Raw genomic sequence first — 26,741 nt, 5'->3', positions numbered from 1 at the left:
CGCACGACGACATGGCCTGCGCACGCGAACGGGAAGGGACGGCAGCGTCCCTGAAATCGCAGCGCGACTATACCGGGGAACCGCGGTGCCCGCTGCGCAGTCGCCGCTGCGCGGCAGGACTCAGCCGCGCCGCCACACCAGGCAGCGATTGTTCGCCGGCATCGCCGCGTCTTCCTGCAGCACCAGGCCCTGCGCCTGCGCCAGCGCGGCGACCGCCTCGAAGTCGCGGATACCGCTCGCGGCATCGCGCGCCTTCAGCCAGGCGTCGAACTCGCGGTTGCTGTCGCTGCTGAAGGTGCCCCCGTAGTTGAACGGCCCGTACACCGCCAGCGTGCCGTCAGCGCAGTCGGCCAACAGCGCGCCGACACCGGCGAAGAACGCCTGCACCGCGGGCCAGCCCATGATGTGCAACGTATTGGCGGTGAACACCGCATCGTAGCCGGCGGCCGGCCATGGCCCTTGCTGCACGTCCAGGGCCAAGGCCGGCGGCGTGTTCGGCAATGCCGCCGCGTCCAGCCATTGCGCGATGCCGGGCAGGTGCTCGGCACGCTCGCTGCATTGCCAGGTCAATTGCGGCAAGGCGGCGGCGAAATGCACCGCATGCTGGCCGGTGCCGCTGCCGATCTCCAGCACATGGCGGCGCTCGGCGAAATGCCGCTGCAGCACCTGCAGGATCGGCGCGCGATTGCGGTCGCAGGACGGTGCGTAGGGTCTATCGTTCATCGCTCATCGCTTGGTGGCGACCGCAGCATGCGCCACGGCTTGGCGGAGGCGTATCGCGGTCAACTGCGCGAACGCACGAAGATGCGCTTGCTGCCGCCTTCGTTGCCGCGCTCCTCGAGTTCGAACTGCGCCGACAGCCGGCGCAGCAGGTCGCTGAGCTTCTTGTGCCCGTACAGGCGCGGATCGAAATCCGGGCGCACCTTGTTGAGGTAGCTGCCGACGCTGCCGAGTCCGGCCCAGCCCTGGTCGTCGGAGGCTTCCTCGATCGCCTGGCGCAGCAGCTTCAGCGGTGCGGACAGCTTCGCATCGGCGGGCGCAGCGGGCGCCGCCGCGGTCGCGGCCACGGCAGCCGTTGTCTCGGGCTTGGCGGTCTGCGCCGCCTGCGCAACCTGTGGCGTCTTGCGTCCCTTGGTCGCCGGTTTGGCAGCGGCGGCAGCCGGCTTGGACGGTTCGGCGCTGGCCGCCTCGCTGCGCAGCACTTCGGTGTAGATGAACTTGTCGCAGGCCTGCACGAACGCGTCCGGCGTCTTGCGCTCGCCGAAGCCGTACACGGTCGGCCCCTCCTCGCGCAGGCGCTGCGCCAGGCGGGTGAAATCGCTGTCGCTGGAGACCAGGCAGAAGCCGTCGAAGCGGCCGGTGTACAGCAGGTCCATCGCGTCGATGATCAGCGAGCTGTCGGTGGCGTTCTTGCCGCTGGTGTAGGCGAACTGCTGCACCGGGCTGATCGAATGCTTCAGCAGCGCCTGCTTCCACTGGGTCATGCGCGTGCTGGTGAAGTCGCCGTAGATGCGCTTGACGCTGGCCACGCCGTACTTGGCCACTTCGGCCAGCAGGCCTTCGATCACCGATGGCTGCGCGTTGTCGGCATCGATCAGCACCGCCAGGCGCGGCTGGTCGTCGTCGGTCTCGGATCTGGAACGGGTTTTCATGGCGGGGACCTGCGTGGAAACGGAAGCGTCGGCGGGAGCGCAGCGCGGTGACGCTGGCGCGCTCGGCGCCGTGTGCCACTGTGCCACTCCGGCGCAGCGGCGGCCAGTCTTGCCGAATGACGGCGGTCGCTTCGCCGGCGAGCGCACGCCATCCAGGTCATCGCATCATGCGCGCCGCATCGGATCACGCTGCAGCCGCATTCGCTCGGCGCCGCCGCGACCGCTGCCGCACGCGCTCCGCCTCAGGGCATCGCTGCAGGCGCTTCCGGCAACTCCAGATGCTTGCGGAAGAAGCGCGCGATCACCCGCAGGGCCTGCTGGCTTTCGGGCAGCGCGTCGTTCAGATGGAACGCATGGCCCATGCCGTCCCACACGTGCAGATCCGCGTCGCGGCCCAGATCGACCAGCCGCGAATGGGTGTAGGCGACATTGCTCAGTTCGGCCGCACGCGTGCCGGTGATGAACAGCAACGGCGGAAACTGCGCCAGCACCGCATCGGAAAACACCGGCGACACCAGCGGATCGTGGAAATCCACCGCGGCGCCGTAGTACAGGTCTTCCATGATCGGCAGCACGCCCTGCGCATCGGGCAGCGGCGCGTCGTTCACCGCCGCCACCACGTAGCGCGAATCGCCGCGGTAACGCGCATCGCCGCCGGCGCAGAACATGCCCGCTGCCGCCGGCATCGGCAGCTTTTCCTTGGCGAACCAGGCCAGCGACTCGCCGGTCAACACGCCGCCGGCCGAGCACCCGAACAGGCCGATATGCTGCGGCGCATAGTGCTTGAGCGCTTCGCGGTACACCGTGGCCACATCCTCGCTGGCGGCGGGAAACCTGTGTTCCGGCCCCATCCGGTAGTCGACGCTGACCACGGTGACGCCAGTCATCGCCGCCACCGGAATCGCCTCCATCATGCCGAACGAGGCGGCGCTGCCCATCACGAACGAACCGCCGTGCAGTTCGATCAACAGCCGCTGGCGCTGCGCCGGCGAAGCATCGCGGGGCTGCACCAGCGTCACCGGCACGCCGTTCCAGGTCGCGGTGCTGATCTTCACCCCGTAGCGCTCGCGCAGCGGTTCCACCACGCCCTTGGCCCAAGCCTCGGTTTCGGCGCGGATGCGCGGCAGCTCGCGTGCCAGCGTGGCGTTGTCCATCTTCGCCAACGGATCGCCATGGGCCATGCCGTCGCGCGCCGCCGCCTGCGCCTGCGCGCTCTGGAACGGCGACAGCGGCAGGTCGAACGCCGGCATGTGGCGGACGCCGTCGTGCGCCGGCGCATCGGCGGCGATCGCGACCGGAGCCGCCAGGCTCGCCAGCAGCGCGAGCGCTGCCGGCGTCATCGTTCGCAGGTATCCCGTCACGTGCATGCCCTCCCAGGCGGCGATCGAACGCGAAGGATACCGGCGCCGCACGCGCGTGGCTTTGCACGATCCCGCCGCACGCGCTGCCGCCAGCCTGTCCGGCATCGCGACGCCGGCGCCAGGTCAGCGCGAGCCGCGCGTCATGCCGCATCCCTCTCGGTGGACAGCGCGATCGCCCGCTGTGCGTCCAGTTCGACCAGCCGCTGCTGCAGCGCCGCGCGCACCTGCGCATACGCCTGCGCACCGAGCAGCAGGCGCCGCGGTGGCGGGGACACGTCCAGCGAGACGAGCATTTCGCGCACCATCTTGCGCGCGTCGCCGAGCACGAAGCCGCCATCCTCCAGCGCGCGGCGCAGCGCCTGCACCGGCGTGTCCGCATAGATCGGGCTGGGCTCGGTGCGGTCCAGGCCGCGGCCGAAATCGGTCGCCGCCGGGCCGGGCTCGACCAGGGTGAAGGCGATGCCGAACGGCGCCACTTCCTGCGCCACCGCCTCGACGAAGCCTTCGATGCCCCACTTGCTGGCGTGGTACAGGCTGAAACCCGGATAGGCGATCTGCCCACCTTCCGAGGACACCTGCACGATGCGTCCGCCGCCCTGCGCGCGCAGATGCGGCAGCACCGCGCGGATCAGCTGGATCGAGCCGATCAGGTTGGTGTCCAGTTGCCGGCGCAGTTGCGCGTCGCTGGCTTCCTCGGCGGCGCCGAACACCGCGTAGCCGGCATTGCTGACCACCACGTCGATGCGTCCGAGGTCGGCAAAGGCGCGGCCGACCACGGCGCGCACCGCTGCGGCGTCGGTCACGTCCAGCGCCGCCACCCACAGGCGCTCGCCGTACTCGGCCTTCAGATCGTCCAGCGCCTCGGGACGGCGCAATGTGGCGGCGACGCGATCGCCGCGCGCCAGCAGTTGTTCGGTCAACAGGCGGCCGAAACCGGACGAGGTCCCGGTAATGAAATGCGTGCGGTTCATGGGCTTGCCCTCTCGCAAAGGCCACGGAAGCGTGGCGGTCGGGATCAGACTAGGCCTCGCGCATCGCTGTTACTATCCGTCCAATCCCGCATGCGCCAGTGAAAATCACCCATGAGTCAGCGGCCCGCCCTGACCGATCTCAGCGCCTTCGCCGCGATCGTCGCGCATCGCAGCTTCCGCAAGGCCGCCGACGAACTCGGGCTGTCGCCGTCCACGCTCAGCCACATGATGCGCACCCTGGAGACGCGGCTGGGCGTGCGCCTGCTGCACCGGACCACGCGCAGCGTCGCGCCGACCGAAGCCGGTGCGCGGCTGGTCGCGCGGCTGCAGCCGCTGCTGCGCGAACTGGACCAGACCCTGGACGATGTCGGCAGCCTGGGGCGTGGCCCCAGCGGCACGCTGCGCATCAACGCCAACGAGACCGCGGCGCGCCTGCTGCTGCAGCGCGTGGTGCCGAGCTTCCTGCAGCGCTACCCGGCGATGGCGCTGGACCTGGTCAGCGAAGGCCGGCTGGTCGACATCGTCGCCGCCGGCTTCGACGCCGGCATGCGCCTGGGCGAAGCGCTGCCGCAGGACATGATCGCGGTGCCGTTCGGCGGCCCGCAGCGCTTCATCGCCGCCGCCTCGCCCGCGTACCTGGCGCGCCACCCGCCGCCGCGCACGCCCGACGAACTCGCGCAGCACACCTGCATCGGCTTCCGCCTGCCCAGCGGCAAGCCGTATCGCTGGGAATTCGCGCGCCACGGCCAGGAAATGGCGATGGAGGTCGGCGGCCCGCTTACGCTCGATCATCTTGGGTTGATGGCCGATGCCGCAATCGCCAGCATGGGCATCGCCTACCTGTCGGAAGTGGCGGTGCAGGCGCAGCTGGACAGCGGCGCGCTGGTGCGCGTGCTCGACGATTGGTGCCCGCCGCTGCCGGGGCTGTTCCTGTACTACCCGGGCCACCGCCATGTGCCGGCGGGGCTGCAGGCGTTCATCGAAGTGATGCGGGAAGCGGGCTAGAACACGGCGTCCGCGTCCGCTCCCGGGGGCGCGCGCATCGCCACCGGAACCTCGCATGTGCCGATGCGCATGCGACGCCGCAAGGCCATCACGTCGCCGCCGGCAACGCCTCGTAGGCCTGCCGCACCGCGGCCTCGCCGTAGCGCCGCTCCAGCCGGCGCACGATGAAGTGGCCGCGCGCCATCGCCTGGAAATGCGCCATGAACACCGTGTTGAGCAGCGCACCGCTGGCCGCGCCGACCAGCGGCACCGCCTGCGCCGCCAGCTTCTCGCTGACCGTGATCGAGAACTTTGCCGCGATCCGCGACATCAGCGACACCAGCGCCGGCGCGCCCTTGCTGCCGATGCCGTGCGCGGCGATGTACTGCGCGGCGGCGCTGAGCTGCTGCGCCATCGCGGTACGCACCGCGAAATAACCCGACTCGCTGCCGTCGTCGCGCGCGCTGCGCCCTCCATGCGCCAGCACTTCGAGACAGGCCAGGGTGGTGGCCGGATCGTCCAGCCGCTCGCCCTCGGCGCGGGCGATGTCGGCGATCGAACGCAGCATCAGCGTGGTGGTCAGCGGCAGTTCGACCAGCAACCCCGGCAGGCCGAAGAAGCCGCCGGCGGCACCGGTCGCGGCCACCGCCACCCCATGCAGGCGCGGCCGCGCCGCCCCCGGCGCCTGGGCACGCAGGGTCAGCAGCGCCGAGCGCAAGGCGATGCGCAGCGCGCGATGGCTGACGGCGTCGATCCGCGAGGACAGCGCCTTCGGCAGACGCTTGCTGAGCAGATCCTCGATCGGCGCGCCGACCGTATTGGCGATCTTCGCCGCCAGGCCGGGATGTTCGAGCAGCGCGTGCGCCTGGGCCAGATCGCGGTGATCGGCGGCATCCATGGCGGGAACGGGGAGATTGGAGGTCATGGCCAGGAGTCGTGGCGTGGGAGCGCACAGCATGCACCGGCCACCGCCGCGATGCTGTCGAGGGCAGATGACGAAACCGGGAACGCGGCGCCCTAGCCCGCGATCTGCTCCAGCGTGCGGTTGCGGGTGCGCGGGCCGAGAATGCCGATGATCCCGGCCACCGCCAGCAGGCTGGCGACGATGAAGGCCAGCACGCCACGATTGCCGGCGCGCTCCAGCAACAGCCCGATCAGCAGGCTGCTGCCGGCGGTGGACAGGCGGCTGAAGGAATAGCAGAAGCCCACCGCACGTGCGCGCAATGCGGTCGGGAACAGCTCGGCCTGGTAGCCGTGGTAAGCGAAGCTCATCCAGGCATTGCAGAACGTGATCGCCGCGCCGCAGGCGATGATCGCCAGTGGCTGGGTCTGCCAGGCGAACAGCGTGCCGAACAGCACCGCGCCGAGCGCCGACCACACCACCTGCCGCTTGTTCTCCCAGCGCTGGGCGACGCGCAGCAACAGCAGCGGCGCCAGCGGATAGGCCAGCGAGATCGCGAACGCATAGCCCAGCCCATGCACGCTGTCCGCGCCTTGCGCCGACAACAGCGCCGGCAGCCAGTTGCCGAAGCCGAAGAAGCCGATCGCCTGGAACACATGGAACGCCACCAGCATCGCCACGCGGCGCCGGTAGGGCGCTTTCCACAGCGCGGCGAAACGCCCCTGCGTCGCGGTGGAGACGCCCTGCGGTTCGGGCTGCGGCGGTTCCAGCGCGCGCCCCAGGTCGGCACTACAACGCGCTTCCAGATCGCGCAACACCGCGTCGGCCTCGGCGTGCCGGCCCTGCGCCGCCAGCCAGCGCGCCGATTCCGGCAGGCGCCGGCGCAGCCACCAGATCGCCACCGCGAACGTGCCGCTGAGCAGTACCACCCAGCGCCAGCCGCTGATCCCGAGCGGCGCATGCGGCACCAGCGCCCACGCGCTCACCGCCACCGCCGGCACCGCCAGGAACTGCACGAAGAATGCGAACGCGAAGGCCGCTCCGCGCATGTGCCTGGGCATCAGCTCGGACAGATAGGTATCGATGGTGACCAGCTCGATGCCCAGGCCGATGCCGACCACGAAACGCCACCCGATCACGCCCAGCGCCGTGCTCTGCAGGCCCATCGCCACGGTCGCGGCGGTGTACCAGAGCAGCGCGAAGGCGAACACCGGACGGCGCCCGAAGCGATCGGCGAACGGACTGAGCAGGCTGGCGCCGAGGAACAGGCCCAGGAACGTGGCCGAAGCGAACGCGGCCTGGTCGGCGATGCCGAACGCGCCCGCCGCACCGGTGGCGAAGATGCCGTCGCGCAGCAGGCCCGGGCTGATGTAGGCGGTCTGGAACAGGTCGTACAGTTCGAAGAAGCCGCCCAGCGCCAGCAACGCGACCAGACGCCACAGCGTGGCCGTCGCCGGCAGGCGATCGATGCGCGCCGCCACCAGCGCGACGGAATCGGAACGAGCGGCGGCAGGATCGAGCATGGGCATGCACCGGCGAAAAGGGTCGCCGACAACCTCGACCGTCGGCGCTGCCGCATGCTGCCCGATTGCCCTGCGTATCCGCTACCGCAAGCGACCATGATGGCCGGCGCAGTCCGGCTCGCGTTCAGCGGGACGTCGGCTTCAGCCCGCGCGTAGCGCCAGTCGACTACCGCAGGAATAGCACGTTCAGATCCTGCTTCGGCACGAAATCCTTCTGCACGAATTCGAAGGTCAGCGGATCGGTCCGCTTCAGCTCACCATCGAAGCACAGGCTGACCAGGTCGGTCGGCGCGCGCTTCTTCAAGGTCAGGTGGAAGTCCTGGATCGGCCCCTTCCAGTTGTTGCCGGTCAGCAGGATGTAGCGCAGGTTGCTCCACCGCAGGCCGTGCTCGCCCTCGCGGCGGCGTGCGCTCTGCTGCGCGCCGGCGTCCATGCAGGTGTCCTTGGCATAGTCGCGGATCAGCTCGCTGGCCGGCTGCGGCACGCCGGTCGCCAGGCTCGGCACATAGCTGTGGCGGATCGACACCGCCTTGCCCGCGGCAAAAGGCTGCTGCCAGGTGAAATACTCGCTGAGCGTGAAAAGCGGCTGCCCATCCGGGTCGAACCAGCCCTTGGGCAGCGGCTTGCGGCCCTTCGGCGTCTCGCCGGATTCGACGTAGCTGGCTAGGTCGTCGCTGCTCCAGCCGCTGGCGGCCCACTGCCGCGAGACGTCGGCACCATTCTCCAGCTGCGCCACCAGCTTGCGCTCGGTGCGGACCGGCTTGCCGTCCACCCACAGCTTGAACTCGGTCAGTTCGCTGTGGTCGGCCATGCCGAAGTACATCGGCGGCATCGGGAACGCGATCGGCACCACCAGATCGCGCGTACTGATGTTGGTGAACACGTAGTCCACCCGCACCAGGTCCTCGCTGATGAACAAGGCCTCCTTGCTCATGCGGATGTCCGGCTGCTGGATCAGCTGGATGGTGCCATTGGCATCGCCGAAGCTGGTGTCGTTGGCATGGGCGGTGGCCGCGAACAGCGGCGCAAGGGCGAACAGGGTGCGGACCAGCAAGGTGTTGGGAAACATGAGCGGGCGTTGTTGGGGAGAGGAGACACACACACACCAGCCAGGCAACCAAATGGCCAGACCTGCATCCGTCAACGATATATTAACCGAGGCTTTGCGAAGCTCGCTGTCTGGGTAGGTCAGGCCAAATCACAAGGAGCGACACGTGGCAAGCAAGGGAATCAAGAGCCGTCTGCTGACGCTGGCGATGTTGTCCATCGGTTTCTCCGCATGGGCCAGCGCTACAGATCAAACGCACAGTGGCCCCGCTTCTCCTAAGGGCCTGTCCGCCGCCTACCTCGCTTGCCAACAGCAAGCACGGGGCGCAGTCGAGCAAGCGGCCTGCATTTCGCAGGAACAAAGCGTGCAGGACAAGCGCCTGAACAAGGTGTACAAGCAACTGATGGCGGCTCTCAATGCCGATGGCAAGGCCAAATTGGTCGATGCCCAACGCGCTTGGCTGCAATCCAGGACCAAGGATGGCAACCTCGAAGCGGCTATTTATGGCAATACCCAAGCGGAAAACCTGGACGGAGGCGAAGCTGCATTGTTCCGGCTCTGCGTCCGTGCCGATCAGCTCGAGAAGTATCTTCGCCTGATCAATTGAATCGACGTTCCATATAAGAAAAGGATATCTTATGGCTGACAACATCGACACCCGAAACCTCGATACGGTCTCGGGCGCAGTGTACTTTTCCGTAGGACGCGGCACCGAAGGTGGCGCGGCGTCTTATCATCTCGCGATTGCCGGCGTCACCGTCGGCACATCCGAACCGAACTGGGGCCAGGTCGGAAAGGTCGCGCAGAACAGCGGCTATAGCCTCGGCGCCATCCAGGTCGATTTCGGTCAGCGCGGCACCTGGCCTCTTGGTTCGATAGATAACCGAACCTTACAACCCGGCGAGCAGACGTACGTCGATGCCGTGATCCAGCAGGCATCCGCTTATGCAAAGGCGCACAACCTCCCTTTCACTGAAGATCAGTCCGCGCTGCGCAGCGATTTGCTGAGTCATGGCAACGGCCTTAACGGGCGGACATCTCTGAATTTTATCGATACAGGAACCCGCGACAGTATCAATGCATGGGCCGGCTCTGCCGAGGGCAAGCAGTGGATCCATAGCAATATCGACTATCCCCAGGTCAGAAACGCTACGCAGACCGCGATGTCGATCCTGGATGCGAGTGGCAGCAACATAAGCGAGGACCGCCGCTTCGAAGCGATAAGCCTGTTGGCGAAGACCGCGAACCAGTTGCCGAGCCAATTGCCAAAACTTGAAAAGGTATTGAAGGATGGCGGCGATTACGACGCCCTGCGCGCCAAGGCTGACGAGATACGCGAAACCTATCGCTACTACGATGGCCCTAAAGCAGCCAACGTGGCTGAAAAGTACGAGAACGGTTACGCAAACAATCGAGAAGCGCTGGATCGAGCGCATGCCAAGGTCAGCGGCAAAGATTTCGATCCTTCCACCGAACGTAGCGATCCGGACGTACAGAAGGCGCTGGAGTTGGTGAACGCGTCGCCCACTCGACAGACCTCCGGGCTACTCAAGGAGGGTTCGACTGGCAAAGAGGTGCGCAAACTGGAATCCAACTTGAGCGCGCTTGGATATACCGATGTCAATGGCAATGCCTTGCAGGTGGACCAACAGTTTGACGCATCAACCAAGCATGCCGTGGAGACGTTCCAACGGTCCAATGGCCTGACGCCGGTGGACGGCAAGGCCGGACCGGCAACCTTGGGCCTCATCGATCAACAAGCACGAGACCTGCAAGCGAACTTGGCCAAGCTAGGTTTCACCGATGCGGCCGGCAAACCTTTGAGTGTGGACGGTTATCTCGGTGACGGCACGCGGCAAGCAGTCCAGTCGTTTCAGGAAGCAAACGGATTGACGCCAACGGGGATCGCCGATCCCAGCACGTCGCAAGCTGTGGCGCAAAAAGCATCGCAACTGCAGCAGCCCGGAGCAGCGCACATACACAATGCTCCGCTGTTGTCTGATCCGAACCACAGCCGCCACACCCTTTTCCAGCAAATGCTGGAAAAGGTGCACGGTATCGAAGCCGCGCGTGGCATCCAACCGGGGATCCATAGCGAATGCCTGGCGGGCGCTCTCTCGGCGCAGGCAATCCACAACGGCCTAACCAGTGTCGACCGCGTCGAGTTGAACGGTGATGGCTCTATGGCTCGCGCAGTGCAGGTGAGCGGCGTGCGTGATGAGGCGTCACTGAACCGCACAACCGACCCGATAAGTACCGCGCAAGCGATAAATCAAACGCTGCAGGACAGCAGCGAGCGGGCACGGGAGGCGCTGTTCGCCGAACACGCTCGTGAACTGGAGCGTTCGCAGCAACAAACTCAGGCAAATGGCGCACGCACCATGGCAGTCTGAACCGATATGCCGTTGGACTCCGTGCGGGTCAGTGTGACTTGCATGGAGTTCTTACGATGCAGCGCCTTGCAGCGCGCCTAGGAGCAGGCAATCCAGGAGATATGCGAAACCATGAATGCTACTGGGCACACTGCGCCAGCGCGACATTGGCGCCGCCGCGCCTGAATTCGAAATCGGTATAGCCCGGTCCGTTGTTGCCGCCATCGACCGTCGAGGCGGTGACCGCCAGCGGCCGCTCGGCGCCCTCCAGCGCCACCCAATACTCCATGGCGGCCGGCGCAGGCGAAGGGATGCTGTCGTCGCAGACGTCATCGCGGCGCACCACCCGGTCGCCGGCACGCAATTGCGCACGCAAGACCTTGGCGTAGTCGGTGCCCGGATAGAACTTGCGCACCACCAGCAGCAACGCCGTCGCCGCATCGCCGGCGAAGGTCACGCTGGCCTCGCCTTCGTTGCCCGTGCGCGTTCCGGCATCCGCTCCCACCTTGCCGTCCGGCAGCGGCGCTTCGCCGAATCCGGCCAGGGTGGTCTTGCCGCGGACCGCCACCGGATAGATCCGTACCCCGTCTGCCGGCGCCAGTTCGCCCAGACCGGGAATCGCCTTCACCTGCGCCCAGGAAGGCGGCTGCGCGGCGGCAAGGACCGTCAGCGCCGCGCGCAGCGAGGATGCCGGGACAGGCGTGGCGTCGCCCGACGCAGGCGCCACCGCTGCGCTTGCCGGCGCTGCGGGCTTCGGGTCGGCGATGGCGGTGGCAGGCGCAGCCGCGGCAGATGCCGCCGCGGAGCCGTGTTCGGGCTGGCAAGCGGCCAACAGCGCGGTGGCCAGCACGAATGGCAAGAGCTTGGAAGTCATGGCACTCCAGGGACGCGTCCAGTGAGAGCGCGCGAACCGATCCATGGTTCTGGGCAGATCGATGTCGCGAGATGAGGAAGCGGTCGGAGTATAGCCCCGACATGCCGTGCGATCCGTGCTGCCCATCTCTGCGGCCTTGCCATTTCAGGTTTTTCCGGGCATCGCATTGCGGGTCGACACTGCCAGGATCGCTGCGTGCCGCGTATTCTTAGCAAAACATTAACTGCAGGCTTGTAAAGCTGTCTTCGCAAATGGAACGATGCAAGGGGAAGGACGCATGGGAACCAGGGAAAACAAGCGCCGCTGGCTGTTGTGGGTCGTGTTGCTGGGCGCTGCGGCCGCCAGTGCCCAGGCCGGTGCGCAGCAGCAGGGACAACAACAGCTGCTGCAGCAACAGCAGATGCAACAGCAGCAGCTGATGCAGCAGCAACTGCAACAACTTCAGCAGTTGCAACAACAGCAACCTCCGCCGCAGGAAAACTCGGGCGCACCCAGGGGCTTGTCGGCCACCTACCTGAGCTGCCGCAAGCAGGCGCGCGGCGGGGTCGATCAGGAGCGCTGCATCGAGCGCGAGCAGACCTTGCAGGAGGATCGCCTGGAGCGAGTCTACGACCGGCTGCGCTACGAGCTCGACGGCAATGCGCGCTCGCGTTTGATGGACGCGCAGTACGCCTGGGAGCAATCCAATGCTCAGGCCAAAGATCTGGACAATTCGCTCTACGGCGGCACCCAGGCGGAAAGCCTGCAGCGCGCCGAAGCGGCGCTGTGGCGGCTCTGCGCGCGCGCCGACGAGTTGGAGAAATATCTGGGCGCGGCACGCTGAACCGGCCCACGCGTGACAGCAGGTCGAACGTCGCGCGGCGACGTCGCGCCTGCAAGGTGGCGCGACGTGCCGCCGGATCCTGTAGCAGCGGCTTCAGCCGCGACAGGACCCGACGGCATGTGCTTCACCGTGTGTCCTGTCGCGGCTGAAGCCGCTCCTACAGGCGTCCTTCCACCGTCCAGGCGGCAGCGGCGCATCTCATCGATCCGTAAACCGGGAACGACCGCATGCAGGCATACGACATCGCCTTGGACGATTGGCGCAGCGGCCCACCGACGCGCGACAGCGATGGCTGGTGCTTCGGCCTGCCGCCCGGGATTCGCCCGGCGCAGTGGCCGCTGGATCCGCACAGCGGCTATCCGATGCTGCACGGCTTCACCCTGCGGCTACCGGCGGACTACCGCGTGCATGGTGCCGACGTGGTGGCGCTGTCGTTCTTCGCCACTTCGCTGGATCACAACGACGGCGGGCCGATCGGCGGGCCGGACGGCATGGAAGACGTGGTCGATGCGCCAAGCCCGTTGCCGCCGGACGACGCGACGCTGCTGCCCTTCTGGGAACGCGCGCGGCAGGCGCATCCGCGGCTGTCGCGGATGCGCGACATCCTGGGCTGCGCCTACGCGGTGATCCTGCTGAGCCAGGACGAAGCCGATGGCCCGCCGTGCCCACCGCCACCGTTGGTGGACAGTCCGCTGCAGCACGTGTTGGCCGTGCCGCAGTGGTTCGGCGCCGGGGCGGCGGCCGGCTTCGCTGCGTGGGAGCGGCGGGATGTGCCGCTGCCGGAAGCGCGCGACCCGCACACCGTCCATCGCCCGTTCAAGCTGAGCGCGCGCGCCAACGATCCCAACGCCGGCAGGCCGCCGCGGGAATACTTCGGCGATACGCCCGGCGATGGCGACTACCAGCCGTTCCACTACTGGCTGGACGGCGAGATCGCGACGGAGAACTACCGCGAACACGACTGGGCCGCCGGCCACGCCGCCAACCACCTCGGCGGCACCATGCGCCCGGTGCAGAACGTGCCGGAATTCAGCCCGTACTACATCGGGTTCGAAGAAGAATTCGGCGGCTACAACTTCGGCGGCGGCAATGCGCAACTGGACTTCAAGGACATGCAATTCGACTGGGCCTGCGGCTGAGGTCGGCAACGCGGGTAAACGTCACCCGCGGGCGGCTCAACCGGCGAAATAGCCGGCGCCGTCCAAGTCTTGCAGCAGGCCCGGGCCGGTCGGCTGCCAGCCCAGCCGTTCGCGCGTCCATGCGCTGGAGGCGGGGACGTCCTGGCTGGCGAACCGTGCCATCCAGCCGAACTGCGCCGGCGCTGCCTCGGCCGGTACCGCGCGCACCGGCAACTGCAGGTGCCGGCCGATGGCCGCAGCGATCTCGCCGAACGCCACGCCCTCCTCGGCATTGCCGTGATAGCACGCACCGGCCTGCCCGCGCTCCAGCGCCAGCCGGTACAGCCGCGCCGCATCCGTGCGCTGCACCGCCGGCCAGCGATTGGTGCCGTCGCCCACGTAGGCGGACACGCCCGTGTCGCGGGCGATGCCGATCAGCATGGGCACGAAACCGTGGTCGCCTTCGCCATGCACCGACGGCGGCAGCCGCAACACCATCGCCCGCACCCGCTGCGGCAGCAACGCCAGCGCCGCGGTCTCGGAAATTGCGCGCGGCGGCGCATTCGCCGGATCGGCGCGCACGGCCTCGATGCCGAGGTGGCCTTGCGGCAACACCGCCGTGCCCGAGGTCACCAGCAGCGGGCGGTCGCTGCCGGCCAGCCCCGCACCCAACGCGGCGATCGCGCGCCCATCGGCCTGGCAGTTGTCCAGGTAATGGGCGAAGTCGTGGATGAAGGCGGTATGGATCACGCCATCGGCCGCTGCCGCGCCGCGACGCAGGCTGTCGGCGTCATCCAGCGCGCCGCGGTGCACCTGCGCACCGGCCGCCTGCAGCGCCGCAGCCGACGCGTCGGAACGGGCCAGGCCGGTGACCCGATGCCCGGCATCCAACAGCTCGCGCACCACGGCCGAGCCGACGAAGCCGGTGGCGCCAGTCACGAACACATGCATGGCAATCTCCTTGAGGATGGAATGCGGTGCATCCTGTCGCAGACCGCCGCGGCACTGCAGCCGAGGCGCGATACCGGTATGGCCACTAACAGGCAGGACAGCGGCGTGAGCGAGCACAATCCACTCGGCAACTACCTGCGCGAAAGGCGCGCGCGCCTTGACCCGGCCGCGTTCGGCCTGCCCGCCGCGCGCCGGCGCACGCCCGGCCTGCGCCGCGAGGAAGTGGCGCAGCGCGCCCACGTCAGCGCCACCTGGTACACCTGGCTGGAACAGGGCCGCGGCGGCGCGCCTTCGGCCGATGCGCTGCAACGCATCGCGGCCGCGCTGGATCTCAACGAAGACGAGCGCGAGCACCTGTTCCTGCTGGCGCAGCAGCGCCCGCCGCGCACGCACGGGCCGGTGCCGGCGCAGGTCACCCCGCGATTGCGGCGCGTGCTCGACGCGTTGCCGCTGAGTCCGGCCTACGTCAAGACCGCCGCCTGGGACGTGCTGGCCTGGAACCGCGCCGCCAGCGCGGTGCTCACCGACTACGGCCAGCTGCCGCCGGCCGAGCGCAACATCCTGCGCCTGGTGTTCTGCCGGCCCGTTGCGGCGCAGACCATGCCCGACTGGGAACGGGTCGCGCGCTTCGCCGTGGCCACCTTCCGCGCCGAGACCGCGCGCGCCGGTGCCGCCGTCGCCCAACGCGCCGAACAGCTGGTGGCCGAACTCGGCCAGGCCAGCCCGCGCTTCCGCGAACTCTGGAACGAGCGCGACGTGCGCAGCCATGGCGAAGGCAGCAAGACCATCCACAAGCCCGGCCGCGAACCGATCTGCCTGGAATACTCCGCCTTCGCCGTCGATGGCCAGCCCGGCCTCGGCCTGGTGGTGTACACCGCGTCCACCACGCAGGACGCCGCGCGCATCGCCGCGTTGCTGGAAGGCATGCAAGACGCGGACGGTTAGATCGGCCTGGCGGCGGATGCGCTGCATGTGTCGGCTGTAGCGGCTGGTGCAGCGCAGACGATCGCGCAACGCCGGCGACGCATCGATTTCGGCGTAGCGGGAAGACACGGGCAAGGCGGCGCATCGAATGGTCACCGCGAACTGAACTGCTTCCTGGCTTTCGTGTTGACAACAACAGACAGCCACCCAATAATAGAACCGTACAGTTTGGTTTTTATACAACACGTTCCGAAATGGCGTTTCGGGCAGGCAGCGACGGCAGCGCCAACCCGTCGCTGCCGCGTAGCAACAATGCCGCATCGTGTCGTGCCGTTCGTCCCCCAATGCTTTGCCACCCCCGCCAGGCCTCCCCATGAAGCCGCACCATCCCACGCCTTCCGCTTCCTCGCCCGCTTTGCGTCCGGGCGAGCAGGCGCTGTTCGATCTTCCGGAGATCCCGTCGGCGCGCGTGCGCCCGGCAGCCGGCTGGATGAGCCGGCGCCTGCACACGATCGCGGCGGTGCTGTCGCGCAGTGGCTCGGGCCGCTGCGGCCGGCGCGATTGAACGCGCATGCGCCGGTAGCGCGGCGCATCGTCCGCATACGCGAGCGACGCCGCCACCGCATCGGCAGCGCGGGCCAGTGCCGGCAGTGCGGTGCGCATCGGATCGCTGCAGCGCGCAGCGCCATTCGACGCGATGATGCGGTCGCTGCGGCAATCTGCTGCGGCGATGTCGGAACGTCCGGCGCCGAGCGCCGGGAAGACGCTGCACCCACCCTGGAGCGATATCCATGAACAAGATCACCTTGGCCGGCGCGGTGCTGGCGAGCCTTTCCCTGCCGATGCTGGCCCAGGCCTCCAGCTTCGCCGGCACCTCCGCCGGCGCGTCCTCGGCCGGCAGCAGCAGCTCCGGCGACGACAAAGTGGTGCTGCAGGCGCGCGACGATGCCGCGAGCTTCGTCGCCAGCGACGGCCGCATCCGCGGCGCGCAACTGGAATCGGCGCTGCGCTCGCTGCGCGAACGCGACCCGGGCGCGCGCCAGGCCAGCGACCTGCAGCTGGCCCAGGCCATCCTCGCGCGCTGACAGCTGGCCGGCGACCGCCGTCACCCGGCGGCGGCCCCATCCGGCCTCCCGGCCGCCATTCGGCCATGGCTACCCGCCAGCCACGCTGCATTCGCTGATCGTCCACGGTCTCCAGGCGGCCGGCCGCCTGCACGGACGGACGGCATCACGGCGTCACCGTACCGGTGCGCGTAGCGTCAGCGCCGGATCGCACGCAGTGCGTTACCCGCCCATGGAGAATCGAATGAACAAGATGCTTGGAGTTGTGATCGCTTGCGCCCTGGCCGCCGGCCTTCCCGCCGTTGCAGGCGCGGACCAGGTTCCGCCCCAGGACCGTCACGACGACGACCGGCGTCACGACGACCCGCCGCGGCCTGGCCAACTCGCTCCCGCCCGCCACGACGAAGCCCGGCACGACAACCGCCGCGACGATCGGCCCGGCGACCACCGCGACGACCACCGCAGGGACGACCGCCCGGACGACAAGCGCTATGGCCGCTGGGATCCCAAGTGGGGCCCGCGTCCGGGCAACCCGCCCGCGCACCGCGCGCGGCACGACGATTGGTATCGCCACGTGCGCGCCTGCCAACAGCGCTACCGCAGCTACGACGCGCGCACCGACACCTTCGTCCACCGCGGCCGCCGCCTGCGCTGCTCGCTGTAGGCGGCAAGCGCCTGCCCGCGTTCTGCGCAAGCCGCGCAGAAGGCGGAGCAGGCTTCTCGATGCCGGGTGAGCGCGAAGCGCGCGAGCCTGGACGAATACAGAAGTGCAGCAGCGCAATCTTCTACGGGATCAGCGGCCTCGCCCGGCGAGCTCGGACCAGTGGCTGCATCAGCCCGGACACGCTCACTGCTGCCCAGCGCAGTCCGCGTTCTGCGCGTCGCACAGTTCCGCGGCGCGGCGGATCTGCGCATCGCTCAACGGCGGCGGGCGGGCGACCGCCGCCTGGATCTGGTCCGGTGCGCCGGTGAGGGTGTGCAGGCCCTTGGCGACCTTGCCGGCAACGTAATAGACGCCGAGCGCGATGTAGCCGCCGCCCTGGCTGACCTGTTCCACCGAGGGCGGTGGCCGCCAATCCTTGTCGAAGCGGTTGGGTTGGGCGCTGACCGGGTTCTTGAAGCGGTACAGGTCCAGCGGCTGCTCCACGTCCGGCGGCAACGCGCGCACTTCGTCGAGGGTCTGGATGTCCTGTTGCGGCGGGCTGGGCGCGGCGGGTGCGGGCTCGGCCTGCTGGGCATGCGCCTGCGCGGCCGCGCCAAGCAGCGCGGCGGCAACGACGAAACGCGCGGCATTGCACATCGGGATCGGTCCTTTTCCATGCATCGCCATGGCAGGTGCCGAGCTTACGGTCGGCGGCTGAACGTCACCACCGCGGCGGCATGACCAGCGCACGCCGCTCTGGCAACGCTCGCTTCTGCCAGGCCCTCAGGCCGTCTGCAACGGCTGCAGGCACAACCAGATGGCGCACCAGTGCGACAGCGCGCCGCCCAGCACGTGCGCGTGCCAGATGGCGCGGTTGTAGACCATCGACTTGCGCACGTAGAAGCCCACGCCCACGGTATAGAACATGCCGCCGGCAGCGATGAACCACAGCACCGCGCTGTCCAGGCTGGCCATGAGCGGCTTGATCGCGACGATGCCGGCCCAGCCCAGCAGCAGGTAGATCGCCACCCAGAAGCCCTTGCTGATGCCGGGCAGGAACAGTTTGGCGAACACGCCGAACAGCGCCACGCCCCACACCGCCAGGGTCATCGACCACACCCAGGCGCCGGACAGCGCCAGTACGAACAGCGGCGTGTAGGAGCCGGCGATCATCACGAAGATGCCGGCGTGGTCGAGCTTGCGCAGGATCGGCTGGCGCTGTGGCGGGGCGAAGTTGTAGGCCGCCGAGCAGGCGAACATCACCAGCATCCCCAGCGCGTAGACGCAGGTGGCCAGCAGCAGCGCGTGGTTGGCGTGCGGGCGCCAGATCAGCATGGCGCCGCCTACGATGGACAGCAGCAGGCCGGCGGCGTGCACGATCAGGTCGGCGCGGCGGGCACCGGCGGTTTTGTAGTGTGCGGCGGGAGCGAGAGCGGGCACGGACAAGGCGAGTCTTCGACGCGTCGGGGGACGGCGCCGCTGCGCGAGGGGGGAGCACAGGATACGCGCTGGCCGCGACGATCAGGTCAGCGTTGTCGGCCCGCGCGCGCCGTCGCCGGCCGGCATCGCGACGGCGGCGACGCACCTGCGCGGTCTACGCCGCGATGCGCTCGATCTTCCGGGCCTGCGCGCCCAGCGCGCGCCGCGCCTGTTCCAGGTCGTAGTCGGCCTGCAGGCCGAGCCAGAAGCGCTCGCTGGTGCCGAGCGCGGCGGCCAGCCGGATCGCGCTATCGGCGCTGACGCTGCGCTTGCCGAGCACGATTTCGTTGATGCGGCGCGGCGGCACGCCGGCGGCACGCGCCAGTGCGTTCTGGCTGATGCCCAGCGGGATCAGGAATTCCTCCAGCAGGACTTCGCCGGGGTGGATGTTGGGCAGGGTCTTCATGACGGCTCGATGGGTCAGTGGTAGTCGACGATTTCCACGTCCAGCGCATCGCCGTCCTTCCATTGGAAGCACACGCGCCATTGATCGTTGATCCGGATGCTGTATTGGCCCTTGCGGTTCCCCTTCAACGCTTCCAGGCGATTAGCCGGCGGAACACGCAAGTCGTCCAGCGTGGCCGCGCTGTTGAGCATACGCAGCTTGCGCCGAGCCACGGCCTGGATATCGGCAGGCAATCGCCGGGAAGGCGTGCCCTGCCAGATCTTATCGGCTTCCTTGTCGACGAAGTTCCGGATCACGCAGCAACCATAACGCCATCCGCTATATAACGCAATCCGTTATAGAGGTCACGGGCATGTTCCACCGCGCTGACTGAATCCGCTCAGGCAGCTGCCCTCGCCCGGTCGGCCGCTGTCTCATACCCTGAGACGCGTTTCCGCTTCCCTGTCCCGCTTTGAGAGCCGTCCCGATGCCCGCACACGCCCTAGCCCGCCGCACCGAGGACGCCGAGCGCGCCCTGTCCACCACCGGCGGCGAGCCTTCGCGCGATGGCGCGCTGCTGACCGAGCGGCTGGAGCGGCGCTACCACGACCGCATCACCGGCAGCTTCATGATCCCCGGCCGCGCGGGCCGCTATGCGCCGATCCCGGACGACGTGCCGGCGGCGCTGGTCGCGGCGCTGAAGGCGCGCGGCATCGAGCAGTTGTACAGCCACCAGGCCGAGGCCTGGGACGCGGCGCAGCGCGGCGAGCACGTGGCCATCGTCACGCCCACCGCCTCGGGCAAGTCGCTGTGCTACACGCTGCCGGTGGTGGCCGCGGCGATGACCGCGCAGGCCAAGGCGCTGTACCTGTTCCCGACCAAGGCGCTGGCGCAGGACCAGGTGGCCGAGCTGCTGGAACTCAACCGCGCCGGCGAGCTGGGAGTGAAGGCCTTCACCTTCGACGGCGACACCCCGGGCGATGCGCGCCAGGCGATCCGCCTGCACGGCGACATCGTGGTCAGCAACCCGGACATGCTGCATCAGGCGATCCTGCCGCATCACACCAAGTGGGCGCAGTTCTTCGAGAACCTGCGCTACGTGGTGATCGACGAGATCCATACCTACCGTGGCGTGTTCGGCAGCCATGTCACCAACGTGCTGCGCCGGCTCAAGCGCATCTGCGCGTTCTACGGGGTGAATCCGCAATTCATCCTGTGCTCGGCCACCATCGGCAATCCGCGCGCGCACGCCGAAGCGCTGATCGAGCAGCGCGTGCATGCGATCACCGAGTCCGGCGCGCCGTCCGGCGACAAGCACGTGTTGCTGTGGAATCCGCCGGTGGTCAACGCCGACCTGGGCCTGCGCGCGTCGGCGCGCTCGCAGAGCAACCGCATCGCGCGCATCGCGATCAAGTCCGGGCTCAAAACGCTGGTGTTCGCGCAGACCCGGCTGATGGTGGAGGTGCTGACCAAGTACCTGAAGGACATCTTCGACCACGACCCGCGCAAGCCGCCGCGCATCCGCGCCTACCGCGGCGGCTACCTGCCGACCGAGCGCCGCGAGGCCGAGCGCGCGATGCGCGCCGGCAGCATCGACGGCATCGTCTCCACCTCGGCGCTGGAACTGGGCGTGGACATCGGCTCGCTGGACGTGGTGGTGCTCAACGGCTACCCCGGCAGCGTGGCCGCGACCTGGCAGCGCTTCGGCCGCGCCGGGCGCCGCCAGCAGCCGTCGCTGGGCGTGCTGGTGGCCAGCTCGCAGCCGCTGGACCAGTACGTGGTGCGGCATCCGGACTTCTTCGCCGATGCCTCGCCCGAACACGCGCGCATCGCCCCGGACCAGCCGCTGATCCTGTTCGACCACATCCGCTGCGCCGCGTTCGAGCTGACCTTCGTCGCCGGCGAGGCGTTCGGCCCGGTCGATCCGGCGGTGTTCCTGGAAGCGCTGGCCGAAAGCGAGGTCGTGCATCAGGAGGGCGACCGCTGGGAGTGGATCGCCGACAGCTACCCGGCCAACGCGGTGAGCCTGCGCTCGGTGGCCGACGGCAATTTCGTGGTGGTGGACAAGACCGACGGCAAGCAGCAGATCATCGCCGAGGTGGACTATTCCGCCGCCGCGCTGACCTTGTACGAAGGCGCGATCCACATGGTGCAGAGCACGCCGTACCAGGTGGAGAAGCTGGACTGGGAAGGGCGCAAGGCCTACGTCACCCGCACCCACGTGGACTACTACACCGACAGCATCGACTTCACCAAGCTCAAGGTGCTGGACCGCTTCGACGGCGGCGCGGCCGGGCGCGGCGACAGCCACCACGGCGAGGTGCACGTGGTGCGGCGCGTGGCCGGTTACAAGAAGATCCGCTACTACACCCACGAGAACATCGGCTACGGCCCGGTCACCCTGCCCGACCAGGAGCTGCATACCACCGCGGTGTGGTGGCAGCTGCCGCAGGCCACGCTGCTGAAGGCGTTCGCGGCCAAGCAGGACGCGCTGGACGGCTTCCTCGGCGCGGCCTACGCGCTGCACGTGGTGGCGACGGTGGCGGTGATGGCCGATGCGCGCGACCTGCAGAAAGCGGTGGGCGACGGCGACGGCGCCTGGTTCGCGATGGCCGACGCCAAGGGCCGCGGCCAGCTGCGCGGCGGCGACAACGGCGAACCGGTCGGCGTGGAGCTGCAGCAGTTCGTCCCCACCGTGTACCTGTACGACAACTTCCCCGGCGGCGTGGGCCTGAGCGAACCGCTGTGGCAGCGCCAGGCCGAGCTGGTGCAGCGCGCGCGCGAACTGGTGCAGCGCTGCGACTGCGTGGCCGGCTGCCCGGCCTGCGTCGGCCCGGTGCTGGCCGCGCAGGAGGACAGCGCGACCACGCCGAAGGCGCTGGCGCAGCAGGTGCTGCGCCTGTTGCTGGAAGGTGGCGCGGCACTGGACGAGGAAACCACCGCGATCGACAGCGAGCTGGATGCGCTGCCGGAGTGGAGCGCATGAGGATCGGTCACGCGTGCTTGCGCATGACGTGCGCGTTTCTGCAGCATGCGATGCTGGACGTCGCATCGACCACGATCGACACAGATTCCGACGCGTTGCCGGAGTGGAGTGCATGAGTAACACCCTCAAGCACCTGTACGCGCTGCGCTTGCTGGGCAACAGATCGACCGCGATCCACATCGATCCCGACGCGTTGCCGGAACGGAGCGCATGAGCATCAAGCCAGAACGCCTGCGCGCATTGCGCTTGCCGCCGGGAAGCGCGTTGCTGGGCAACGAATCGACCGCGGTCCGCACCGATCCCGGCGCGTTGCCGGAGCAGCGCGCATGAGCATCAGCCTCGAGCGCCTGCGCGCGCTGCGCAAACAGGCCGGCGATCCAAACGTGGATACGCCGCGTGCACCGGCACCGGGCGCGCGGCAGGCAGGCAATGCGGTGGCTGCAGGCGCTCCCGCGTCGGCGGCCGCGCCTGCACGGGCGGCATCGCCCGCAGGCCGGGCCGCGTTGCTGCGCAAGCCACCGCGCGACACCGATGCGGCACCCCCTCCGCCTGCGCCGCGCACGCAGATGCCCGCGCGCGGTGGGGATACCGCCGTCGCCGTGGCGCCGCCGATCGCGATCGAACCATTCGACCGGCGCGGCGCCGACGTCGCCTCGCTGCGGCGCCTGCTCGGCATGCGCGAGCGCGCGGTGGCGCCGGCCGCGGCGCCGCGCAAGCCGCAAGCGGCCGACCGCCACCTGCCCGGCGTGGAGATCGCACCCGGCCTGCACCTGATCGAAGCGTTCCTGCCGCAACCGATCCCCGCCGCCGCGCTGTCGCTGGCCTTCGCCCGCCGCGAGGACGCGGTGCAGCCGTCGGACCTGCTGTTCTTCGACACCGAGACCACCGGCCTGGCCGGCGGCACCGGCACCCGCGCCTTCATGATCGGCGCGGCCGACTGGTACCTGCATCCCGTCGAAGGTCCCGGCCTGCGCATCCGCCAGCTGATGATGGCCACGATGGGCGCGGAAAAGGCCATGCTCGAAGCGTTCCGTGCCTGGCTGGCGCCGACCACGGTGCTGTCCAGCTACAACGGCCGCTGCTACGACGCGCCGCTGCTGAAGACCCGCTACCGGCTGGCGCGCTGCGCCGACCCGCTGTCGGCGCTGGACCACGTGGACCTGCTGCATCCCACCCGCCGCCGTTACCGCGGCACCTGGGAGAACTGCAAGCTGGCCACGATCGAACGCCAGTTGCTGCGCATCGTGCGCGAGGACGACCTGCCCGGTTCCGAAGCGCCGGCGGCATGGCTGAGCTACCTGCGCGGCGGCAGCGCGCGCAACCTGCGCCGCGTCGCCGCGCACAACCACCAGGACGTGGTGACGCTGGCGCTGCTGCTGCAGCGTCTGGTCGACGCCGAAGCCGAAGAGCGCGAGGTCGTGCCGTTCGTGGAAGCGCCGTAGCACCGCGCTTGAGCCCCTCTCTCCCCGGGAGAGGGGTTGGGGTGAGGGTACGGCCTCAGGCGCGGCGCTCGATTGGATGCACGAGGCTGCGCCCGTACCCTCATCCGCCCCTGCGGGGCACCTTCTCCCGGTGGGAGAAGGAACAGCCGTGATGCGTAGTAACCCGGCCGCCTCGATGCCGATGGCTCTCGACAACCGCCCTAGATCTCCCGCACTGCCGTCTCGATCCGCCACGCGGCGAACTCGCCTTCGAACTCGGCCAGGCTCAGCAGGCCCATGCACGCCTGCGCGCCCACCGGCAGCGCCGCGCCGCTGGCCAGCTTGCGCACCAGCAGGATCGCGGCCAGGCACGGAATCTCCGGGCCATGCAGGGTCGGCGCGGTCAGTTCCCAGCACACCGCGTGCGGGCGGCCATCGCGCAGTCCGCGCAGCTGCACCGACATGCCGCCCAGGTCGCTACCGAAGCGATCGAACCAGCGCCCGGCGCGCGCGAACACCGCCGCCAGCGGGCGCATCGGCAGCGGCACGCCGAGTCCGCGCAGGCGCGCGAGCGCGGCCAGGCAGCGCTGCAGGAACGGCAGTTCCAGCGCCGCGCGGAAGCGCACGTTGCGCACGCCGGGATAGCGCGCCACCAGCAGGTCGTGATCGGGCACGTCGCAGGGCGCGGCCAGACGCGGCGCGAGCCGCGCGAAGCTCACCGGCTGCGGTGCCGCCCAACCCAGCGTGCGCTCCCAGCGTCCATCCCTCCACCAGTCGAAGGGCAGGCCGCAATACGACAGCACCGCGCGCACCGTGGCCATGCCCAACGGCGTGGCCTGCGCCGGCGCGATGACCAGGTCGATGTCGTGCAACTGCGAGAAGCGTGGGCGCAACGCATCGACCACCGCGCTGGACAGCGCCGGCAGCGTGCTGGCGCCGCTGATCGCGCTGCGCCCGGCCTGCCGCGCCAGCGCATCCAGCGCGGCGGGAAAGTCGCGCACGAACGCGCGGCCGTCGGCCAGGTCGATGTAGTGCATGCCAGCCCGCAGGCAGGCATGCGCGACCGCATAGTCCTGGCCCTGGAACGGCCCGGCGGTGTGCACGACGATGTCCGCGCCGGTGGCGGCCAGTTGCGCCGGAAAATCCGCCGCCGCCGTGTCCAGGCGGCACACCGCGACGCCGCCCAGGTCCGCGCCGGCAAGATTGGCGGCGGCAGCACCAGGATGGCGTCCGGCCGCGATCACCTGCAGCGTCGGCGTCGCCGCCAGCGCGCGCACGATGCGCGCGCCGAAATGGCCGTAGCCGCCCAGCACCACCACCTTGCAAACGGCCATCGTCCTTGCCCCTCCTGTCGGCGTCCGCGGCGATTATCCGCGCGGGCGCCGCCTGCGGGGAACCGCTCAGCCGCCGATCGGCGTGGCCAGCCCTTGCGCGATGGCCTCGCGGATCAGTTCCTCGGCCTGCTGCCGCGCGCGTGCGCTGGCATCGGCCTGCTGCTTGCCCAGTCGGGACTGCTCCAATCCGAGTTGCGCCTGTTGCCTGGCCAGGTCCTGGATCTTCTTGCCCAGGTCCTGCCGGCGCATCTGCTCGGTCGCGCGCTGCGCCGCCATGCGCTCGATCTGCGCCTGGCTGGCGGCGCCACGGCTGGCGGCGACCGCCGCCTCGGCTTGGCGCGCGGCGCTCTCGGCCATCTGCGCGCTCAGTTCCGCCATGCGTTCGCCCAGGTCGCCCTGGCGCTCGCCGAGATCGCCTTGCTGGTCGCCCAGCTCGGCCTGCGCATCGGCCAGCTCCAGGGTCTGCGCGTGCAGCGCCTGGAAACGCGCCACCGCCGCCGGATCGCGGACCACGTAACGATGGCCGGCATGACGCAACCACAGGATCTCGCCATCGTTGCCGGCCAGGCGACGCGCTTCGCGCAGGTCGTCCAGCGAGGCGTCCATCAGATTGTGCCCGTCCTGCACCAGCACGTAGGCGTCCTGGTCGTTGTGCGGCGAGAGCGACATGCGGCCTTGGGTGAGCAGCGGCGCATCGGTTTCCGGCGGCGCCGCGGGTGCGGGCGGCGGCACCGGCGCCGTCGGCGGCTCCGGGGGGCTCGCCGGCGCCGCGGGTGCGGGCCGTGCCAGCACGCTGGCCACGATCGAGGTCGCCTTCGCCGCAGGCGCGGCGGCGGCGGGTGCGGCCGCTACGACCGGAGCGGCGGCCGGCGCAGCCACCGCTGCCGCGTTCGCCGGCGCCGGCTTGGCCACCAGGCGCAACGGCATGACCCCGGCCAGCGCGATCGCGGCGGTGATCAGCCCGGCGCCCAGGCGCGAGAAGGAGGCGGTGCTCTGCAGCATCAGCAGCCGCCGCTTCAGGCTGACGAAGCTGGGCGAGGCACTGGCCACGCCGGCCGCCGGCCGCGGCGCCACGCCGAGTTGCACCAGCAGCCGCGCGTAGTTGTGCCGGCAGTGCCGGTGCCCGGCGACCACCGCCGCATCGCAGGCCGCTTCGCGGGCCAGTGCGTATTCGCGCACCGCCAGGTGCACCAGCGGATGGAAGAAGAACAGGTGCTGCGCCAGCGTCGGCAGCAGGCCCCACCACAGGTCGCGGCGCTGCAGATGCACCAGCTCGTGGGTCAATGCCATATCCAGATCGTCGGCGTGCATCGCCGCCAGGCGCCGCGCCGGCAACAGCAGCACCGGTCGCCACGGCCCGATCAGCTGCGGCGAATCGATCTGCGCGGACAGCCGCAGCTGCGGCGGCTGGCGCAGGCCGTGCGCTTCGGCGGCCAGGCGCAAGGCGCCGAGCAAGGCGGCATCGGTGCACGGCGTGCTGGTGCGCACCAGGCGCCGGCTTGCGCGGTAGGCATGGCCGCTGCGCAGCGCGCCGAGCAGCACGCCCGCCAGCCACAGCGCGACCAGCACCTGCGCCCAGGACAGCGGCGCGGCGGCAGCGGCCTGCTGCGTGGCGGCACGCGGCGATGCGGCCGTCGCAGCGTCCGCATCCTGCAGCGATGCGGCCGGCAATGCGGTCGCGGCTATGGCGGTCCGTGCCGGCGCGGCCGGCAACACCGGCAGCTGCAGCGCACCGGCCCACAGCAGGCCGAGCACGGTCTGCGCGCCGACCAGCCACCACAGCCGGCAGCGCGTGGCCGCCGGCAATGCCGGCAACCAGCGGCACAGCGCCCAGATCGCCGCGACCAGGATCGCCGCCTGTACGCTGGTCGCCAGCAGCCGCGACAACAGGGTCTCGAACAACGTCGTGCCGAAGATCGTGTCCATG

General features: G+C 69.4%; 26 protein-coding genes. 11 read left to right on the top strand and 15 right to left on the bottom strand.

Translation table 11 applies throughout. The features are described from left to right. Nucleotides 1–120: 120 nt before the first annotated feature. The 4 genes from AB8810_RS01180 to AB8810_RS01165 all read right to left on the bottom strand — a co-directional run bounded on the left by AB8810_RS01180 (nt 121) and on the right by AB8810_RS01165 (nt 3,984). Nucleotides 121–723 (bottom strand): DUF938 domain-containing protein, encoded by a 603-nt coding sequence (locus AB8810_RS01180; protein ID WP_369915296.1) that lies wholly within the window; start codon nt 721–723, stop codon nt 121–123. 59 nt (nt 724–782) lie between these two features. Further along, nucleotides 783–1,652, bottom strand: a complete 870-nt coding sequence (locus AB8810_RS01175; RefSeq protein WP_206257259.1) for an NYN domain-containing protein — start codon at nt 1,650–1,652, stop codon at nt 783–785. 242 nt (nt 1,653–1,894) lie between these two features. Next, nucleotides 1,895–2,992, bottom strand: coding sequence for an alpha/beta hydrolase (locus AB8810_RS01170; protein ID WP_369915295.1), 1,098 nt, complete (start codon nt 2,990–2,992; stop codon nt 1,895–1,897). Between the two features lie 161 nt (nt 2,993–3,153). Next, nucleotides 3,154–3,984, bottom strand: coding sequence for an SDR family oxidoreductase (locus AB8810_RS01165; protein ID WP_179571166.1), 831 nt, complete (start codon nt 3,982–3,984; stop codon nt 3,154–3,156). A 111-nt stretch (nt 3,985–4,095) separates the two neighbouring features. Here AB8810_RS01165 and AB8810_RS01160 point away from each other — a divergent pair, with 111 nt between their 5' ends. Then, a complete protein-coding gene (locus AB8810_RS01160) occupies nt 4,096–4,989 on the top strand; it encodes a LysR family transcriptional regulator (protein WP_369915294.1) in 894 nt (297 codons plus the stop codon). Between the two features lie 88 nt (nt 4,990–5,077). Here the strand turns inward: AB8810_RS01160 and AB8810_RS01155 are convergent, their stop codons facing one another. From AB8810_RS01155 to AB8810_RS01145, 3 genes are all read right to left on the bottom strand, one after another. After that, nucleotides 5,078–5,893 (bottom strand): EcsC family protein, encoded by an 816-nt coding sequence (locus AB8810_RS01155; protein ID WP_369915293.1) that lies wholly within the window; start codon nt 5,891–5,893, stop codon nt 5,078–5,080. A gap of 92 nt (nt 5,894–5,985) precedes the next feature. Next, nucleotides 5,986–7,392: an MFS transporter gene (locus tag AB8810_RS01150; RefSeq protein WP_369915292.1), complete on the bottom strand. Its 1,407-nt coding sequence runs from the start codon at nt 7,390–7,392 to the stop codon at nt 5,986–5,988. A gap of 166 nt (nt 7,393–7,558) precedes the next feature. Continuing rightward, nucleotides 7,559–8,461: a DUF4424 family protein gene (locus AB8810_RS01145; RefSeq protein WP_369915291.1), complete on the bottom strand. Its 903-nt coding sequence runs from the start codon at nt 8,459–8,461 to the stop codon at nt 7,559–7,561. 145 nt (nt 8,462–8,606) lie between these two features. On the opposite strand from AB8810_RS01145, the gene AB8810_RS01140 reads away from it, so the two are divergent. Both AB8810_RS01140 and AB8810_RS01135 read left to right on the top strand, forming a co-directional pair. Then, nucleotides 8,607–9,047 (top strand): lysozyme inhibitor LprI family protein, encoded by a 441-nt coding sequence (locus AB8810_RS01140; protein WP_338123875.1) that lies wholly within the window; start codon nt 8,607–8,609, stop codon nt 9,045–9,047. Nucleotides 9,048–9,078: 31 nt separating this feature from the next. Then, nucleotides 9,079–10,833 carry a peptidoglycan-binding protein gene (locus AB8810_RS01135; RefSeq protein ID WP_369915290.1) on the top strand — a complete coding sequence of 585 codons (1,755 nt, stop codon included), beginning with the start codon at nt 9,079–9,081 and terminating at the stop codon, nt 10,831–10,833. A gap of 118 nt (nt 10,834–10,951) precedes the next feature. On the opposite strand, the gene AB8810_RS01130 is transcribed toward AB8810_RS01135, so the two are convergent. Next, entirely contained in the window at nt 10,952–11,812 is an 861-nt protein-coding gene (locus AB8810_RS01130) for a hypothetical protein (protein ID WP_372530410.1), read from the bottom strand. 133 nt (nt 11,813–11,945) lie between these two features. On the opposite strand from AB8810_RS01130, the gene AB8810_RS01125 reads away from it, so the two are divergent. Together AB8810_RS01125 and AB8810_RS01120 are read left to right on the top strand one after the other, a co-directional pair. Then, the gene (locus tag AB8810_RS01125; RefSeq protein WP_369915287.1) at nt 11,946–12,509 is read left to right on the top strand and encodes a lysozyme inhibitor LprI family protein; all 564 of its coding nucleotides are present in this window, start codon (nt 11,946–11,948) and stop codon (nt 12,507–12,509) included. Nucleotides 12,510–12,736: 227 nt separating this feature from the next. Then, entirely contained in the window at nt 12,737–13,648 is a 912-nt protein-coding gene (locus tag AB8810_RS01120; protein ID WP_369915286.1) for a hypothetical protein, read from the top strand. A gap of 36 nt (nt 13,649–13,684) precedes the next feature. On the opposite strand, the gene AB8810_RS01115 is transcribed toward AB8810_RS01120, so the two are convergent. Next, a complete protein-coding gene (locus tag AB8810_RS01115) occupies nt 13,685–14,578 on the bottom strand; it encodes an SDR family oxidoreductase (RefSeq protein WP_369915285.1) in 894 nt (297 codons plus the stop codon). A 105-nt stretch (nt 14,579–14,683) separates the two neighbouring features. On the opposite strand from AB8810_RS01115, the gene AB8810_RS01110 reads away from it, so the two are divergent. From AB8810_RS01110 to AB8810_RS01095, 4 genes are all read left to right on the top strand, one after another. Further along, the gene (locus AB8810_RS01110) at nt 14,684–15,523 is read left to right on the top strand and encodes a helix-turn-helix transcriptional regulator (RefSeq protein ID WP_369915284.1); all 840 of its coding nucleotides are present in this window, start codon (nt 14,684–14,686) and stop codon (nt 15,521–15,523) included. Nucleotides 15,524–15,875: 352 nt separating this feature from the next. Beyond that, nucleotides 15,876–16,067: a hypothetical protein gene (locus AB8810_RS01105; RefSeq protein ID WP_369915283.1), complete on the top strand. Its 192-nt coding sequence runs from the start codon at nt 15,876–15,878 to the stop codon at nt 16,065–16,067. A gap of 226 nt (nt 16,068–16,293) precedes the next feature. Then, nucleotides 16,294–16,587 (top strand): DUF2388 domain-containing protein, encoded by a 294-nt coding sequence (locus AB8810_RS01100; RefSeq protein ID WP_369915282.1) that lies wholly within the window; start codon nt 16,294–16,296, stop codon nt 16,585–16,587. Between the two features lie 223 nt (nt 16,588–16,810). Beyond that, entirely contained in the window at nt 16,811–17,230 is a 420-nt protein-coding gene (locus tag AB8810_RS01095) for a BA14K family protein (protein WP_206229238.1), read from the top strand. Between the two features lie 183 nt (nt 17,231–17,413). Here AB8810_RS01095 and AB8810_RS01090 read toward each other — a convergent pair whose 3' ends face one another. From AB8810_RS01090 to AB8810_RS01075, 4 genes are all read right to left on the bottom strand, one after another. Beyond that, nucleotides 17,414–17,866: a hypothetical protein gene (locus AB8810_RS01090; protein WP_179571179.1), complete on the bottom strand. Its 453-nt coding sequence runs from the start codon at nt 17,864–17,866 to the stop codon at nt 17,414–17,416. 126 nt (nt 17,867–17,992) lie between these two features. Continuing rightward, on the bottom strand, nt 17,993–18,655 hold the full coding sequence (locus tag AB8810_RS01085) for a hemolysin III family protein (RefSeq protein ID WP_191826638.1): 663 nt from the start codon (nt 18,653–18,655) through the stop codon (nt 17,993–17,995). A 148-nt stretch (nt 18,656–18,803) separates the two neighbouring features. Further along, nucleotides 18,804–19,094, bottom strand: coding sequence for a HigA family addiction module antitoxin (locus AB8810_RS01080; RefSeq protein WP_179571181.1), 291 nt, complete (start codon nt 19,092–19,094; stop codon nt 18,804–18,806). Nucleotides 19,095–19,108: 14 nt separating this feature from the next. After that, the gene (locus tag AB8810_RS01075; RefSeq protein WP_191826639.1) at nt 19,109–19,390 is read right to left on the bottom strand and encodes a type II toxin-antitoxin system RelE/ParE family toxin; all 282 of its coding nucleotides are present in this window, start codon (nt 19,388–19,390) and stop codon (nt 19,109–19,111) included. Between the two features lie 170 nt (nt 19,391–19,560). On the opposite strand from AB8810_RS01075, the gene AB8810_RS01070 reads away from it, so the two are divergent. Together AB8810_RS01070 and AB8810_RS01065 are read left to right on the top strand one after the other, a co-directional pair. Next, entirely contained in the window at nt 19,561–22,059 is a 2,499-nt protein-coding gene (locus AB8810_RS01070; protein WP_206229235.1) for a DEAD/DEAH box helicase, read from the top strand. 326 nt (nt 22,060–22,385) lie between these two features. Further along, a complete protein-coding gene (locus tag AB8810_RS01065) occupies nt 22,386–23,501 on the top strand; it encodes a ribonuclease H-like domain-containing protein (protein WP_369915281.1) in 1,116 nt (371 codons plus the stop codon). Between the two features lie 200 nt (nt 23,502–23,701). Here AB8810_RS01065 and AB8810_RS01060 read toward each other — a convergent pair whose 3' ends face one another. Together AB8810_RS01060 and AB8810_RS01055 are read right to left on the bottom strand one after the other, a co-directional pair. Next, nucleotides 23,702–24,814, bottom strand: coding sequence for a saccharopine dehydrogenase family protein (locus tag AB8810_RS01060; protein WP_369915280.1), 1,113 nt, complete (start codon nt 24,812–24,814; stop codon nt 23,702–23,704). Between the two features lie 66 nt (nt 24,815–24,880). Then, complete coding sequence (locus tag AB8810_RS01055) at nt 24,881–26,740, bottom strand: M56 family metallopeptidase (RefSeq protein ID WP_369915279.1); 1,860 nt, start codon at nt 26,738–26,740, stop codon at nt 24,881–24,883. Nucleotide 26,741: the final 1 nt, after the last annotated feature.

The sequence above is a fragment of the Xanthomonas sp. NCPPB 3005 genome, from assembly GCF_041228095.2.
Taxonomy (GTDB): Bacteria; Pseudomonadota; Gammaproteobacteria; order Xanthomonadales; family Xanthomonadaceae; genus Xanthomonas_A; species Xanthomonas_A bonasiae.
The sequence above is the reverse complement of the archived record's forward strand: the minus strand, read 5'-3'. Positions and strand labels throughout refer to the sequence as shown.

What these genes read in the sequence shown, in the direction of transcription:
- AB8810_RS01060 (WP_369915280.1), bottom strand. Translation starts at nt 24,814, where the DNA reads ATGGCCGTTTGCAAGGTGGTGGTGCTGGGCGGCTACGGCCATTTCGGC.
- AB8810_RS01165 (WP_179571166.1), bottom strand. Translation starts at nt 3,984, where the DNA reads ATGAACCGCACGCATTTCATTACCGGGACCTCGTCCGGTTTCGGCCGC.
- AB8810_RS01145 (WP_369915291.1), bottom strand. Translation starts at nt 8,461, where the DNA reads ATGTTTCCCAACACCTTGCTGGTCCGCACCCTGTTCGCCCTTGCGCCG.
- AB8810_RS01120 (WP_369915286.1), top strand. Translation starts at nt 12,737, where the DNA reads ATGCAGGCATACGACATCGCCTTGGACGATTGGCGCAGCGGCCCACCG.
- AB8810_RS01070 (WP_206229235.1), top strand. Translation starts at nt 19,561, where the DNA reads ATGCCCGCACACGCCCTAGCCCGCCGCACCGAGGACGCCGAGCGCGCC.
- AB8810_RS01150 (WP_369915292.1), bottom strand. Translation starts at nt 7,392, where the DNA reads ATGCTCGATCCTGCCGCCGCTCGTTCCGATTCCGTCGCGCTGGTGGCG.
- AB8810_RS01125 (WP_369915287.1), top strand. Translation starts at nt 11,946, where the DNA reads ATGCAAGGGGAAGGACGCATGGGAACCAGGGAAAACAAGCGCCGCTGG.
- AB8810_RS01135 (WP_369915290.1), top strand. Translation starts at nt 9,079, where the DNA reads ATGGCTGACAACATCGACACCCGAAACCTCGATACGGTCTCGGGCGCA.
- AB8810_RS01170 (WP_369915295.1), bottom strand. Translation starts at nt 2,992, where the DNA reads ATGACGCCGGCAGCGCTCGCGCTGCTGGCGAGCCTGGCGGCTCCGGTC.
- AB8810_RS01180 (WP_369915296.1), bottom strand. Translation starts at nt 723, where the DNA reads ATGAACGATAGACCCTACGCACCGTCCTGCGACCGCAATCGCGCGCCG.
- AB8810_RS01160 (WP_369915294.1), top strand. Translation starts at nt 4,096, where the DNA reads ATGAGTCAGCGGCCCGCCCTGACCGATCTCAGCGCCTTCGCCGCGATC.
- AB8810_RS01155 (WP_369915293.1), bottom strand. Translation starts at nt 5,893, where the DNA reads ATGACCTCCAATCTCCCCGTTCCCGCCATGGATGCCGCCGATCACCGC.
- AB8810_RS01130 (WP_372530410.1), bottom strand. Translation starts at nt 11,812, where the DNA reads ATGGGCAGCACGGATCGCACGGCATGTCGGGGCTATACTCCGACCGCT.
- AB8810_RS01115 (WP_369915285.1), bottom strand. Translation starts at nt 14,578, where the DNA reads ATGCATGTGTTCGTGACTGGCGCCACCGGCTTCGTCGGCTCGGCCGTG.
- AB8810_RS01100 (WP_369915282.1), top strand. Translation starts at nt 16,294, where the DNA reads ATGAACAAGATCACCTTGGCCGGCGCGGTGCTGGCGAGCCTTTCCCTG.
- AB8810_RS01080 (WP_179571181.1), bottom strand. Translation starts at nt 19,094, where the DNA reads ATGAAGACCCTGCCCAACATCCACCCCGGCGAAGTCCTGCTGGAGGAA.
- AB8810_RS01065 (WP_369915281.1), top strand. Translation starts at nt 22,386, where the DNA reads ATGAGCATCAGCCTCGAGCGCCTGCGCGCGCTGCGCAAACAGGCCGGC.
- AB8810_RS01105 (WP_369915283.1), top strand. Translation starts at nt 15,876, where the DNA reads ATGAAGCCGCACCATCCCACGCCTTCCGCTTCCTCGCCCGCTTTGCGT.
- AB8810_RS01175 (WP_206257259.1), bottom strand. Translation starts at nt 1,652, where the DNA reads ATGAAAACCCGTTCCAGATCCGAGACCGACGACGACCAGCCGCGCCTG.
- AB8810_RS01095 (WP_206229238.1), top strand. Translation starts at nt 16,811, where the DNA reads ATGAACAAGATGCTTGGAGTTGTGATCGCTTGCGCCCTGGCCGCCGGC.
- AB8810_RS01090 (WP_179571179.1), bottom strand. Translation starts at nt 17,866, where the DNA reads ATGTGCAATGCCGCGCGTTTCGTCGTTGCCGCCGCGCTGCTTGGCGCG.
- AB8810_RS01055 (WP_369915279.1), bottom strand. Translation starts at nt 26,740, where the DNA reads ATGGACACGATCTTCGGCACGACGTTGTTCGAGACCCTGTTGTCGCGG.